Annotated in this window: 17 protein-coding genes; 12 read left to right on the top strand and 5 right to left on the bottom strand. The window is 66.3% G+C overall.

The window, feature by feature from the left end:
- Positions 1–2 precede the first annotated feature (2 nt).
- The 6 genes from dnaQ to ACOFKW_RS05270 all read left to right on the top strand — a co-directional run bounded on the left by dnaQ (position 3) and on the right by ACOFKW_RS05270 (position 3,409).
- Entirely contained in the window at positions 3–668 is a 666-nt protein-coding gene (gene dnaQ, locus ACOFKW_RS05295) for a DNA polymerase III subunit epsilon (RefSeq protein ID WP_419816305.1), read from the top strand.
- Between the two features lie 48 nt (positions 669–716).
- Complete coding sequence (gene hpf, locus ACOFKW_RS05290; RefSeq protein WP_419816304.1) at positions 717–1,292, top strand: ribosome hibernation-promoting factor, HPF/YfiA family; 576 nt, start codon at positions 717–719, stop codon at positions 1,290–1,292.
- A gap of 1 nt (position 1,293) precedes the next feature.
- Positions 1,294–1,737, top strand: coding sequence for a PaaI family thioesterase (locus tag ACOFKW_RS05285; RefSeq protein ID WP_419816303.1), 444 nt, complete (start codon positions 1,294–1,296; stop codon positions 1,735–1,737).
- On the top strand, positions 1,730–2,059 hold the full coding sequence (locus ACOFKW_RS05280; RefSeq protein ID WP_419816302.1) for a DUF1491 family protein: 330 nt from the start codon (positions 1,730–1,732) through the stop codon (positions 2,057–2,059). Before ACOFKW_RS05285 ends, ACOFKW_RS05280 begins: the two co-directional genes overlap by 8 nt.
- A 174-nt stretch (positions 2,060–2,233) precedes the next feature.
- Positions 2,234–2,869: a cell wall hydrolase gene (locus ACOFKW_RS05275; protein WP_419816301.1), complete on the top strand. Its 636-nt coding sequence runs from the start codon at positions 2,234–2,236 to the stop codon at positions 2,867–2,869.
- Positions 2,870–2,929: 60 nt separating this feature from the next.
- On the top strand, positions 2,930–3,409 hold the full coding sequence (locus tag ACOFKW_RS05270; RefSeq protein ID WP_419816300.1) for an MmcB family DNA repair protein: 480 nt from the start codon (positions 2,930–2,932) through the stop codon (positions 3,407–3,409).
- 81 nt (positions 3,410–3,490) lie between these two features.
- On the opposite strand, the gene ACOFKW_RS05265 is transcribed toward ACOFKW_RS05270, so the two are convergent.
- The 3 genes from ACOFKW_RS05265 to ACOFKW_RS05255 all read right to left on the bottom strand — a co-directional run bounded on the left by ACOFKW_RS05265 (position 3,491) and on the right by ACOFKW_RS05255 (position 6,029).
- Positions 3,491–4,039 (bottom strand): ActR/PrrA/RegA family redox response regulator transcription factor, encoded by a 549-nt coding sequence (locus ACOFKW_RS05265; protein ID WP_419816299.1) that lies wholly within the window; start codon positions 4,037–4,039, stop codon positions 3,491–3,493.
- Positions 4,040–4,060: 21 nt separating this feature from the next.
- Positions 4,061–5,341: an ActS/PrrB/RegB family redox-sensitive histidine kinase gene (locus tag ACOFKW_RS05260; protein WP_419816298.1), complete on the bottom strand. Its 1,281-nt coding sequence runs from the start codon at positions 5,339–5,341 to the stop codon at positions 4,061–4,063.
- An 82-nt stretch (positions 5,342–5,423) separates the two neighbouring features.
- Positions 5,424–6,029, bottom strand: coding sequence for an ankyrin repeat domain-containing protein (locus tag ACOFKW_RS05255; protein ID WP_419816872.1), 606 nt, complete (start codon positions 6,027–6,029; stop codon positions 5,424–5,426).
- Between the two features lie 62 nt (positions 6,030–6,091).
- Here ACOFKW_RS05255 and ACOFKW_RS05250 point away from each other — a divergent pair, with 62 nt between their 5' ends.
- Genes ACOFKW_RS05250 through ACOFKW_RS05235 form a run of 4 tightly spaced genes read left to right on the top strand, consistent with a single transcriptional unit; the run spans position 6,092 to position 8,550 of the window.
- Positions 6,092–6,700, top strand: a complete 609-nt coding sequence (locus ACOFKW_RS05250; protein ID WP_419816297.1) for an SCO family protein — start codon at positions 6,092–6,094, stop codon at positions 6,698–6,700.
- Positions 6,690–7,127, top strand: coding sequence for a YcgN family cysteine cluster protein (locus ACOFKW_RS05245; RefSeq protein WP_419816296.1), 438 nt, complete (start codon positions 6,690–6,692; stop codon positions 7,125–7,127). The genes ACOFKW_RS05250 and ACOFKW_RS05245 overlap by 11 nt, the downstream gene beginning before the upstream one ends.
- Positions 7,128–7,139: 12 nt before the next feature.
- The gene (locus ACOFKW_RS05240) at positions 7,140–7,880 is read left to right on the top strand and encodes a M48 family metallopeptidase (RefSeq protein ID WP_419816295.1); all 741 of its coding nucleotides are present in this window, start codon (positions 7,140–7,142) and stop codon (positions 7,878–7,880) included.
- A 49-nt stretch (positions 7,881–7,929) separates the two neighbouring features.
- Positions 7,930–8,550, top strand: coding sequence for a YjbE family putative metal transport protein (locus tag ACOFKW_RS05235; RefSeq protein ID WP_419816294.1), 621 nt, complete (start codon positions 7,930–7,932; stop codon positions 8,548–8,550).
- Here ACOFKW_RS05235 and ACOFKW_RS05230 read toward each other — a convergent pair.
- Entirely contained in the window at positions 8,547–9,530 is a 984-nt protein-coding gene (locus tag ACOFKW_RS05230; RefSeq protein ID WP_419816293.1) for a quinone oxidoreductase family protein, read from the bottom strand. The two genes, ACOFKW_RS05235 and ACOFKW_RS05230, sit on opposite strands and share 4 nt — an antisense overlap.
- Positions 9,527–10,213 (bottom strand): dienelactone hydrolase family protein, encoded by a 687-nt coding sequence (locus ACOFKW_RS05225; RefSeq protein ID WP_419816292.1) that lies wholly within the window; start codon positions 10,211–10,213, stop codon positions 9,527–9,529. The genes ACOFKW_RS05230 and ACOFKW_RS05225 overlap by 4 nt, the downstream gene beginning before the upstream one ends.
- 155 nt (positions 10,214–10,368) lie before the next feature.
- Between ACOFKW_RS05225 and ACOFKW_RS05220 the strand changes: the two genes are divergently transcribed.
- Both ACOFKW_RS05220 and mnmE read left to right on the top strand, forming a co-directional pair.
- Positions 10,369–10,602 carry a DUF6489 family protein gene (locus ACOFKW_RS05220; protein ID WP_419816291.1) on the top strand — a complete coding sequence of 78 codons (234 nt, stop codon included), beginning with the start codon at positions 10,369–10,371 and terminating at the stop codon, positions 10,600–10,602.
- Entirely contained in the window at positions 10,560–11,897 is a 1,338-nt protein-coding gene (gene mnmE / locus ACOFKW_RS05215; protein ID WP_419816290.1) for a tRNA uridine-5-carboxymethylaminomethyl(34) synthesis GTPase MnmE, read from the top strand. The genes ACOFKW_RS05220 and mnmE overlap by 43 nt, the downstream gene beginning before the upstream one ends.
- Positions 11,898–11,906: the final 9 nt, after the last annotated feature.

Below are 11,906 nucleotides of genomic sequence, written 5' to 3'. Positions count from 1 at the left end.
GCATGCGTGAAATCGTTTTCGACACTGAAACCACTGGCATCATGCCTGGCGATGGCCACCGCGTGGTGGAGATCGGCGCGCTCGAGATGATCGGGCGGGTCGTCACCGGGCGGACCTTCCACACCTATATCGACCCGTGCCGGCCGATGCCCAAGGACGCGCAGGGCGTCCACGGCCTGAGCAGCGCCTTTCTGACCGGCCAGCCGATCTTCGAGGCGGTGGTCGACGAGTTCCTCGACTTCATCCAGGACTCGCCGCTGGTCGCGCACAACGCGGTCTTCGACTTCGGCTTCATCAACTACGAGCTGATGCGGGCCCGCATGCCGGTGATCGCCAATTCGCGCGCCGTCTGCACGCTGGAACTGTCGCGCAAGAAGCATCCGGGCGCCAAGCACACGCTCGACGCGCTGTGCAATCGCTATGGCATCGACCTGTCGCAGCGCACCAAGCACGGCGCCCTGATCGACGCCGAACTGCTGGCGCGGGTCTATGTCGAGCTCACCGGGGGCCGCCAGATCGGCTTCGACCTTGCCGCCGATATCGTCGAGGCGGCGCCCGAGCCGACGCGCGTCACCCATGCCGTTCGCGCCCATGCGGCGTCCGACGCGGAATTGTTGCGCCACGCGGCGTTCGTCGGGACGCTGAAGGACCCGCTCTGGTTGTCCTGACGTTGCTTTGGGGGCTACACTCTACCCCCAACAGCTAGGAGTCAGTTTATGGACATTCGCGTTTCCGGCCATCAGGTCGACGCCGGAGCGGCGTTCCGCGAGCACGTCCAGACTCGCCTGACCGCCATCACCGACAAATACTTCCCGCGCACCATCGGCGCCAACGTGACGCTGGGCAGCGGTCCCTATGGCGGATTCTCGTGCGATATCGTCATGCATGTCATGGCCGACCTGATCCTCAAGGGCTCCGGCCGCGCCACCGACGCGCATCCCGCCTTCGACCAGGCCGCCGAGCGCGTTGAAAAGCAGCTGCGGCGCTACCTGCGCCGCCTCAAGGATCGCCACGGTCCGGGTAACGCGGTGCAGAACGGCGCGACCATCCCCGAGATCGACAACGCCGCCTACACCATCTTCGCAGCGCCCGAGGAGGAGCCCGAGGACAATCCGCTGATCATCGCCGAGACTCGCGTCGACATCCCCGACGCGACGGTCGGCGACGCGGTGATGATGCTCGACCTGCGTAATACCAATGCGTTGCTGTTCAAGAACAGCGGCACCGGCGCGCACAACATGGTCTATCGCCGCGAAGACGGCAGCATCGGCTGGGTCGAACCGCGCAACTGAGTTGGACCAGCAAGGGCATTTCCGGGGACTCGAGCGCCTGTACGACCAGGCGCCGATCAACTCGGCGTTTACCTCGCACCTGACGGTTACGGGTGCGGGGTCGACGCGGATCGAGATGATCGCCGGGCCGCAGCACTTCCATGCGGCCGGCGCGGTCCACGGCTCGCTATACTTCAAGCTGCTCGACGACGCGGCCTTTTACGCGGCGAACAGCCTGGTCGGCGAAGTCTTCATGCTGACCACGGCCTTCAACATCCTGATGACCCGGCCGCTTGGACCCGGGCCGCTGGTCGCCGAGGGGCGGTGGGTTTCGGGGCACCGCCGCGTGCTGATCGCCGAGAGCTGGCTGACCGATGCGGAGGGCGAGGAGGTCGGGCGCGGCACCGGCACCTTCATGCGGTCGCGCATCGCGCTGGCCGGGCTGGACGGCTACCGCATTGACTGAACCCCGGCTGGCGGCGGGGCTGTGGGTCAACGCCTTGATCCGCCGCGTCAATGCCGCAGGTGGATTCGCGACAGTCCTCAATCGCGGTGACGCAGTCGCTGGAAGTATCGCGATCGTCCACCGCGGTCGTGGCGGCGAAACCCGAGCATTGCAGCGAGTCCTCGACGTCGACGGAAAGTATAGCTGGAAAGTCGCGGCCACTGATGTCGAGGTCGATTCTTGGCTGCAACGACAGCGCAATTATGATCCTGATTTATGGATTATCGAACTCGACACCCCGGATGCAGCACGGTTCGTCGACGAAACGTCGTCGATGGGTTGATCCAAAATCGGGTGTTGGTCATGCAGGGTTCACGAATGCCGGACCCGTGGGCGGGACCGGTGCATGACAACCCAAGCGGTCTTGACCGTGTTCAGCCCAGCCACGAATGGCCAGCCGCAGTAATTCGGCCATTCGCAGCGGACCGGAACCAAGCCGTGGGTGATAGACGAGTGAATGATCCATAAGTTCCCATTGTTTGCGCGACTTACGGGCATTGCGCTCGCTGGTTTCGCACTTTTGGCCGCTGGTGAATTGCCCAGCCCGACACCTTTGAACACCCCCGCCACCGCACCTGCCCTCAACGTCCCAGCCCTGAACGCCACTCCGGCAATTGCCGTCGAGACAGCGACGATCGGCCAGAGCGACGAAACCACAGATTCAAACATCGCACCGGACCGCGCCACTAGCCTGTCGAGCCTGGTTTCCGCCATCGTCGCACTGCCTGCGACCCCGGTGGATTCGGAAGATAAGTGCCTGACCAAGGCCGTGTTCTTCGAAGCCCGCGGCGAGCCGCTCGAAGGCCAGCTGGCCGTCGCCCAGGTCATTCTCAACCGCGTCGCGTCGGGCCATTATTCGGGCAGCGTCTGCGGCGTCGTCAACCAGCCCGGCCAGTTCAGCTTCCGCAGCCGCGCCGTCAGCGAGAATTCGAACGACTGGCGCACTGCCCAGGCCGTCGCGATCATCGCCCAGGCGCAAAGCTGGTCGCAGGTCGCACCACGTGCCACTGCCTTCCACGCCGTCTCGGTTCGTCCCGACTGGGGCAATCTGGAGCGCGTCAGCCGCATCGGTAATCACGTCTTTTATCGCTAAGTCGCTGTGGTGCCGGGTTCGGCGCTAGCGTTCTTGCCTTGTTCCAGCTAAGACTCGGCCATGGCCAGTCTCGCTGCCACTCCCCCGATGGTTTCGCAGGATGTCGTTCGCGGCGTCTCGCGCCTGCTCTACCGGGCCGGCATCTCGCCGCTCGGGGAGGTGCCTTTGGGCAATGGCCGCCGCGCCGATATCGTCGGGCTCGACGCTGCCGGACGGATCACCCTCATCGAGATCAAGGTATCAATGGCGGATCTGCGCGGCGACCTGAAATGGCCCGAGTATCTCGATTACTGTGACCGGTTTTTCTGGGCGGTGCCCGATGGGTTTCCGCTCGGGCAATTCGAGGAGCCGTGGTTCCAGCCCGAGCGCTGCGGCTTGATCGTCGCCGACCGCTGGGATGCTGCCGAACTGCGGCCCGCACCCTGGGTGCCGCTCAACGCCAGCCGCCGCAAGGCCGAGACGCTGCGCTTTGCACGGCGGGCGGCGCAGCGGTTGCTATGGGCAAGCGATCCGGGCGTCGCCGAGATGCTGGTGGAATAGGGCACGCTTCACGGCGTTCGATCCGCACGAAGGCGCGGCCTTCCGCCGATCCGGGCTCGGCGTCCGAATAAACAGACAGCCCTAGCGCGGACTGCGTTTCGCCAGGATGCGCTGCAGCGTCCGCCGGTGCATCTTCAGCCGTCGTGCCGTCTCGGAGACGTTGCGCTCGCACAGCTCGTACACTCGCTGGATATGTTCCCAACGCACCCGGTCGGCCGACATCGGCTCCGAGGGCGCTTCGGGACGCGAGCCGGGCTTGGCTTCCAGCGCGCGGATGATCTCGTCTGGATCGGCCGGCTTGGCGAGATAGTCGACGGCACCGGCCTTGACCGCCGCGACGGCGGTGGCGAGGTTGCCGTAACCCGTCAGCACGACGATCCGCATGTCGGCGTCGAGGTTGCGCAGCTCGTTGACCAGGTCGAGGCCGTTGCCATCGCCAAGGCGCATGTCGACGATGGCGTGCGTGGGTCGCAGGCCGACGATGGCCTCGCGCGCTTCGGCAAGGCTGGCCGAGCCGGTGACGGCATAGCCACGGCGTTCCAGCGTGACCTGCAACCGCTGGCGGAACGGCGCATCGTCGTCGACCAGCAACAGCACTGGCATGGGGTCGGAGTCGGGCTGGCTAGCCATGGTGCAGTCCTTGTTCAGTCGTTACGCCGAAACGCGTGGGCTCTCGATATGGGCGCGTTGCCACCGCACATCGACCCGCGCGCCGCCACCGTCGCGGTTGGCGAAGACGATGCGCCCGCCGGTGCGTTCGAGCAACGTCGTCGCGATGAAGATACCAAGGCCGGTGCCGCCGCTGGCGGATCGCGATGGTCCGAGATAGGGCTCGCCGAGCCGAGGTAGCAGCGCCTCGGGGAAGCCCGGGCCGTCGTCGGTGACGGTCACTGCGACACTGCGGCGGTCCGCCTGTACCGCCAGCGTCACTGCCGAGCCGGCGTGGCGCACGGCATTGTCGACCAGATTGGCCAGGCCGTGGAGCAGTTCCGGGGTGCGGCGCACCACCGGCAAGTCCTTGCCGGCGTGCACGGTCACCGGCACGCGCGCCGGCCCCTGCGAGGCGACGACTTCGTGCAGCACGGCGTCGAGGGGCAGGCTGGGTAGCGGCTCGTCGGCCTCGGCGCGGCGGGCGATGCCGACCAGGATACTGCGACTGCGGGCCGCCTCGGCATCGAGCAGGCGGACGTCCTTGCCATAGACCGGATCGTTGCCCAGCGCGGCCCGCAGGTCGCGGGCGATCAGCGTAATGGTGCCGAGCGGACCGCCAAGCTCATGCGCGGCGGCGGCGGCGAGCGCGCCAAGGGCCGCCATCTTGGCCTCGCGCTCCAGCGCCGCCTCGGTCGCGACCAGCGCACGACCGCGGCCGCGGGCTTCGGCGGAAACCTGCCAGACATAGCCGCCAAGAAAGATCGTCGCGATCGCCACGGCAACCAGCGCGCCGAACTGGTACAGCATCGGCAGTCGTGGCAGCTCACCCAGCCACGGCAGCGGCATCGCCCAATGCCAGAGCAGGAACAGCACGACCCCGGCCAGCGTCACCAGCATCGCCATGGCTCGCGCCGGCAGCAGCGACGCGGCTATCGTCACCGGCACGACGATCAGCACGGCGAAGGGATTGGCGATGCCGCCGGTCAGGAACAGCAGCACACCGGCCTGCACCAGGTCGAAGGCGAGGTGGAGCAGCACGGCATTACCCTGCAGCCGGGCATTGCGCGGGTACAGCGTCCCCAGCCCGACGTTGAGCACCGCCGCGGCGAGCACGGCAGAGATCAGCGACGGCCACAACAGCGGAAAGCGCAGGTACAGACCGACATAGACAAGAGTCGCGCACTGGCCGCCGATGGCGATCCAGCGCAGCGTCACCAGCGTCCGGACACGGACGCCCGGGCGCTCGAGCGCCGCTGCGACGAGCGAGAGCGACTGGTCCATGGTGTCAGACTAGCCGTGCAGCGCTACGCCAGCCATGCGGCATAAGCGCGGTGCGATTAATCGCGTTGCCGTCGCCAGTCGGTCAGAGCGACGGGCCCTGCATCTGGGGCGACTTGCGCGCCGGTGCGGCCTTGAGCAGGCGCGCGACGGGGCCACCGCGGGCATCGGCTGCGGCATAGCTGCGCGCGCTGCCGCCGGTGTTGTCGGTACGGTCGGGATTGGCGCCGGCATCGAGCAGCATCTTCACCGATGCCTCGTCACGCGCCTGCACCGCCTTGATCAACGCGGTTTCGCCGAGCCGGTTGGCGACATCGACCTGGGCGCGCACCACCAGCAGCACCTTCACCGCTTCCGAAAACCCGGTCGTCGCCGCCAGCAGCAGCGGCGTCGAGCCGTCGCGGTCGGCAAGATTGGGATTGGCGCCGCGCTGCAACAGGAAGCCGACCCAGCCCAGGTCGCGGCGCTTGACCACCATCAGCAACGCGGTGTCGCCGTCGCCGCCATCGCGAACATTGACGAAGGTCGAGCCCGGCGTGTCGAGGATCTTGGTCGCGGCGCCGCCGTCCTTGTCCTTCACCGCCTTGAGGAAATTATACGAAGCCGAGAATTGGGCAGCGGCCGGGACGTTCGCACCAAGTACCGCGACCATCGCCAGCGACACCGCTATCCTTGTCCGCCAGGTCGACATCGTCACTACTCCCACCTATGTCACACGCTCGTCGTTCCTAGCTTTAGGTCGAGCAACCCCGGATGAATAGCCGCCGCAGCCTGTTACTCGTTGCGATCCTGCTCGGCGTAGCGCTGCTGGCCGGTACCCTGATGCTGGCGTCGCGACCTGCGGCTCCCGCCGGTCCGCTGGTCGGGTCGAACATCGGCGGCCCGTTTTCGTTGATCGACCAGAACGGCAAGCCATTCACCGATCGCGACCTGCAGGGCCGCTATGCGCTGGTCTATTTCGGCTACACCTTCTGTCCCGATGTCTGCCCGCTCGATACGCAGAAGATGTCGGCCGGGCTCGCGGCATTCGAAAAGCAGCAGCCGCTGCTCGGCGCCAAGGTCGTGCCGGTGTTCATCACCGTCGACCCGGAGCGCGACACGCCAGCGGTTCTCAAGCAGTTTACCAGCGCCTTTCATCCCCGCCTGGTCGGCCTGACCGGCAGCGTCGCCGCCATCGACGCGGCGAAAAGCGCCTATCGCATCTATGCCAAGCGCGCCGGGCCGCCGGGTGCCAAGGACTATCTGATGGATCACATGGCGGTGATTTACCTGATGGGACCCGACGGCAAGCCGATCAGCTTCCTCGGCCATGACGCGACGGTAGCGCAAGTCACTGACGAGCTTGTCAAATATGTCCGATGATCGCTTCTGGGAGCGCGTGCCTCTGCGCGCCATGACCCGCGTGCAGTGGGAGAGCCTGTGCGACGGCTGCGGTAAATGCTGCGTCCACAAGCTCGAGGACGAGGACACCGGCGAGCTGCTGCCGACCAATGTCTCGTGCCGATTGCTCGACCGGCGGAGCGGGCAATGCTCCAACTACCGCAACCGCCATGCCTTCGTGCCAGAATGCGTGCGCCTGACGCCGGCCAAGCTCGACACGATCGACTGGCTGCCGTCGACCTGCGCCTATTTGCGCGTCCATCGCGGCGAGGGGCTGCCCGAATGGCACCACCTCGTCAGCGGCGACCGTGACGCGGTCCACCGCGCCGGCGCCTCGGTGCGCGGCTGGACGATCAGCGAGGACGATGCCGGCCCGCTCGAGAACCATGTCATCGAAGCGCCGCTCTAGCCGGCAGCCGCCGTGTTGAGCCTGTTCCGCCGCGCGGCGCCACCCGCGGTCAGCGCGCCGACCCTGACCATCGGCGACCGCGTCGTGCCGGTCGAGCTGATCGCCAACTCGCGCGCCAGCCGCATGACCCTGCGCGCCGACCCGGTCAGGGGTGCGGTGCGGGTCACGCTGCCGCCGCGGAGTTCGCGCCGCACCGCGCTTGCCTTTATCGAGGCGCACCGCGGCTGGATCGCGGCGCGGGTCGCTGACTGGCCCGAGGCGGCGCCGTTCCTGCCAGGCGCCGTGATCCCCTTCGACGGCGGCAAGCTGCATCTCGATTGGAGCGCCGCAAACCCGCGCGGCATCGTCCGTCGCGAGGACCGGCTGATCATCGGCGGCGAGGCAGCGACCCTGAGCGGCCGCGTCACCCGCTGGCTTCGCGCCGCCGCACTCGCCGATGTCGAGCCTGCGACCCGCGCACTTGCCGCCCGCATCGAACGCCGCGTCGCAAAGGTCGCCGTCCGCGATCCGGTGGGGCGCTGGGGCAGCTGCTCGTCGAGCGGCACGGTCAGCTACAGCTGGCGCCTGATCCTTGCCCCACCCGCCGTGCGGTTCAGCGTCGTCGCGCACGAGGTCGCGCATCTGGTCCACCCGAACCACGGCAAGGATTTCTGGGCGCTGGCGGCCGAGCTCAATGGCGGCGACCCGGCGACGCAGCGCGGCTGGCTGCGTCAACACGGCGCGAGCCTCCACTGGGTCGGGCGCGCCACCTGAGGGCGTATCCGCGCTTGTCGCGGCGTCGCCCTGCGGCTACGCGGACCGCATGGATCTAGCCGGCTTCCTGACTCCCGCTGCACTCGCCGTTTTCGGCCAGGTGGTGCTGATCGACGTCGTGCTGGCAGGCGACAACGCCATTGTCGTCGGTGCCCTCGCGGCGGGCCTGCCGGCAGCGCAGCGCAAGCGCGTCATCCTGATCGGCATCATCGCCGCACTGGTGCTGCGGATCGGCTTTGCACTGGCGGCGACCTGGCTGCTGGGCATCGTTGGGCTGGTACTGGCCGGCGGCTGCCTGCTGCTTTGGGTCGCCTATCGCATGTGGCGCGAACTGCGCCAGCCGCCCGCTGCCGGCACGATCGAGAACATCCGTCCGCCGCGCAGTTTCCGTGCCGCGGCGCTGCAGGTCGCCGTCGCCGACCTGTCGATGTCGATCGACAACGTTCTCGCCGTCGCCGGTGCGGCGCGCGAGCATCCCGGCATCATGGTCGTCGGCCTCGTCCTGTCGGTCGCGCTGATGGGCCTTGCCGCCAACGCCATCGCTCAATTCATCGAACGCTACCGCTGGATCGCTTATTTCGGCTTCGCGGTCATCGTCGTCGTCGCGCTTAAGATGATCTGGGAGGGTGCGCACAGCGTCGCGCCGCGCGTCTCCCAGCTCATGAACTAGGGCAGCAGCACCGTAGAACCGGTCGTGCGCCGCGCCTCGAGGTCGCGGTGCGCCTGCGCTGCATCCGCCAACGGGTAACGTTGGTCGATCCGCACATCCAGCACGCCCGACGAGATCAGCTCGAACAAGCGGCTGGTCCCGGTCTCGATATCCTCGCGAGTGACGTAATAGTCAAACATCGTCGGCCGCGTCGCGAACAGCGAGCCCTTGCGCGCCAGGCTGGCAAAGTCGATCTGCCCGACCGGTCCACTGGCATTGCCGAAGCTGACCATCAGCCCGCGCTTGCGGAGCGAGTCGAGCGAGCCCTCCCAGGTCGCCTTGCCTACACCATCGAAGACCGTCGCCACGCCGACGCCATCGGTAAGCTCGCGCACCCGCACACCGACCGCTTCATGCGAATAGTCGATCAGCTCATCTGCACCGTAAGTCTTTGCTAATGCAAGCTTTTCTGGACTTCCGGCGGTTGCGATGACGCGTGCGCCAATATGCTTCAGCCATTGCACCAGCAGCAGTCCGACACCCCCCGCAGCGGCCTGGACCAGAACGGTCTGGCCCGCCTCGACCTTGGCGCAGCGCTCGACCAGAAACTCGACCGTGCCGCCTTTCAACATCGCGGCGGCAGCGACTTCGTCCGATACACCGTCCGGCAGTTTGACCACGGGCAGGGCAGAGACGATGCGGTGGCTGGCATAAGCGCCTGGAGGGCCACCGCTGTATGCGACGCGGTCGCCCGGTGAGCAGGTCGTCACGCCCTCACCGACCGCCTCGACAATCCCGGCGGCTTCGCTGCCTAGCCCGTTCGGGAGTGCAAGTGGGTACAGGCCGGTGCGGTAGTAGGTGTCGATGTAGTTCAGCCCGATCGCCGTCTGCCGCAGCCGGATTTCGCCGGGCCCGGGATCGCCGACCTCGACCTCGCGCAGCTGCAGGACCTCCGGTCCGCCAAAGCTGTCGATGCGGATCGCCTGTGCCTTGATGCTCATGCCAGATGCTCCTTGAAAAACGCCTGCGTCCGCGCATCCGCCTGTTCGGCAAGCTCGGGCACCCGGCTGTTGCCGACGGCTCGGGCAAATGCATGATCGGCGTCGTAACCGTGGATGGTGACATGGGAATTTCCAGCCAAGCCGTCGTCGATCGTCTGGCGCGCCTCGGCAGTGACGAAGTGATCGCGCAAGGCAACCTGCAGCAGCAGCGGCTTACCGATAGCATGTTGCTCATGCAGGAATTTGTCGATGTTGACGCCGTAGTAGCTGACCGTCGCATCGCTGTCGGTCCGCGTTGCAGCGAGATAGGCGAGCAGTCCGCCAAAGCAGAATCCGACGACGCCGACCTTCCGGCAGCCCTTGGCCCGTAGCGCCTGGATCGCAGCCTCGATATCCGCGACACCCTGGTCCAAGCTGAAACGGTACATCAGCTCGAGCGCCTGCTTGAACTGCTCGGGATCGTCGGCGTCGAGGTTCACATCGGGCTGCAGCCGCCAGAACAGGTCCGGAGCGACGGCCGTATAACCGAGCCCCGCCCAATCATGGACCATCGCGCGGATACCGGGGTTGACGCCCAGAATCTCCTGCACGACGACGATGCCGGCGTCGGCTCCGGCCGTCTCGGCAAGATAGCCGCTGAAAGTGCCCGACCCGTCACGTGCTGGAATTCGGATAGTCGCCATGCCGGGTCTCCGCTGGATTTTGCCAGTCGGGAATAGCTAATCGGGCTCGTCGCCGCTAGTCGCGATCAGCGCCTGGAACGCGTCGCTTCTGCTTCTTGGCCTGGCGCGACGCTGCGGCTAGACTAGCGATGTTCAATCACCGGCGGACCAAGGCGATGAAAATCACTTTCGACATCGACTGCACACCGCAAGAGGCCCGGGCATTCCTCGGTCTGCCCGACCTCGCGCCGCTGCACGACCTGTACCTCGAGCGGATGAAGACCATGGTGACCGAGGGGCTGGGCACCGCGGACCTGGAGCGGCTGACCCGGACGTGGATGCCGGGCATCGCCGATAATCTCGAGCAATGGCGCAACAGCTTCTGGTCGAGCAAGCCAACAGGCGGATGACGATAGCGCCTCGTGATACGATCTTTGCGCTGTCGTCGGGCGGCCTGCCCTCGGGGATAGCGGTCGTCCGGATTTCCGGGCCACGAGCATTCGAAGTTTTGAGCCGTCTTATCGGTGGTGCGTTGCCAGCCGCTCGCATCGCCCGACTGTGCGATATCAGCGATCCCGGCACCGGCCAGCAGATCGACACTGGCCTGGTTTTGGCGTTTCCAGCACCAAACAGTGCGACCGGCGAAGATGTTGCCGAGCTTCATGTCCATGGCGGGCCGGCAGTCGTGACATCTTTGCTTGCCTGCATCGGAAGTCATTCCGGCTGCCGGATGGCGCAACCGGGAGAGTTCACGCGGCGCGCTTTCTATGCTGGGAAGCTCGACCTCAGCCAGGTCGAGGGCTTGGCCGATCTCACCGCAGCCGAGACTCATGCCCAGCATGTGGCGGCGCTTTCGCAGTCGAACGGATCACTGCGCGTGGTAGTGGAGGCGTGGCAGCAGGCGCTGATCGGCGCGCTTGCAGAGACCGAGGCGATGATCGATTTCGCCGAGGCCGAAGATGATGTCGCAAGCCGGCTGAGCGACGATGCTGCGACAGCGGTTCAAAATGTGGTTGAGGCGCTCGAAACGGCGCTTGCCGATGGAACGCGGGCCCGACAGTTGCGGGATGGCTTGACGATCGTCGTCAGCGGAGCGCCGAACGTTGGTAAATCGAGCTTGGTCAACGCGCTGACCAAGTCTGATGTTTCGATTGTCTCGGCCACGGCAGGTACGACGCGCGATCTCGTGTCCGCTCGGCTCGACCTCGGTGGTATCGCCGTTACTTTGATCGATACCGCAGGCCTGCGTTCTGCTGTCGACGATATCGAAGCGGAAGGCATTGCGCGCGCCCGGGCCCGCATTGCCGATGCCGATCTGGTGCTCACGCTGTTTTGCGATGGAGCCGTACCAGCGAAAGGGGTTCCGATACGTAGCAAGGCAGACCTGCATCCAGGCAGCGGCGATAAGGTGCGTTCGATATCCACCAAGACTGGCGAGGGGCTGACGGAGTTGTTGGTTTGGCTCACCGACTGGGCGAGCACGACGTCACGGCCGGACGAGCCGGCACTATTAATGCGGCAACGCCAGCGCGATGCGTGCGCGTTAGCACTTGCCGACCTGACCGCGGCGACCGGTCAGTCCGATCCGGTGCTACGGGCGGAGTCGCTGCGGCTAGCGATCCGCGAGTTCGGCGCCATCACAGGATCTGTTCGGCCCGACGCGGTGCTCGATTTGATCTTCAGTCAATTTTGCATTGGGAAATAGTGTTCCACG

Origin of the sequence: Glacieibacterium sp., assembly GCF_965200405.1 — a bacterium.
Classification (GTDB): Bacteria; Pseudomonadota; Alphaproteobacteria; order Sphingomonadales; family Sphingomonadaceae; genus Glacieibacterium.
Note: the sequence above shows the minus strand (reverse complement) of the source record. Positions and strands in the feature narration are given on the sequence as shown.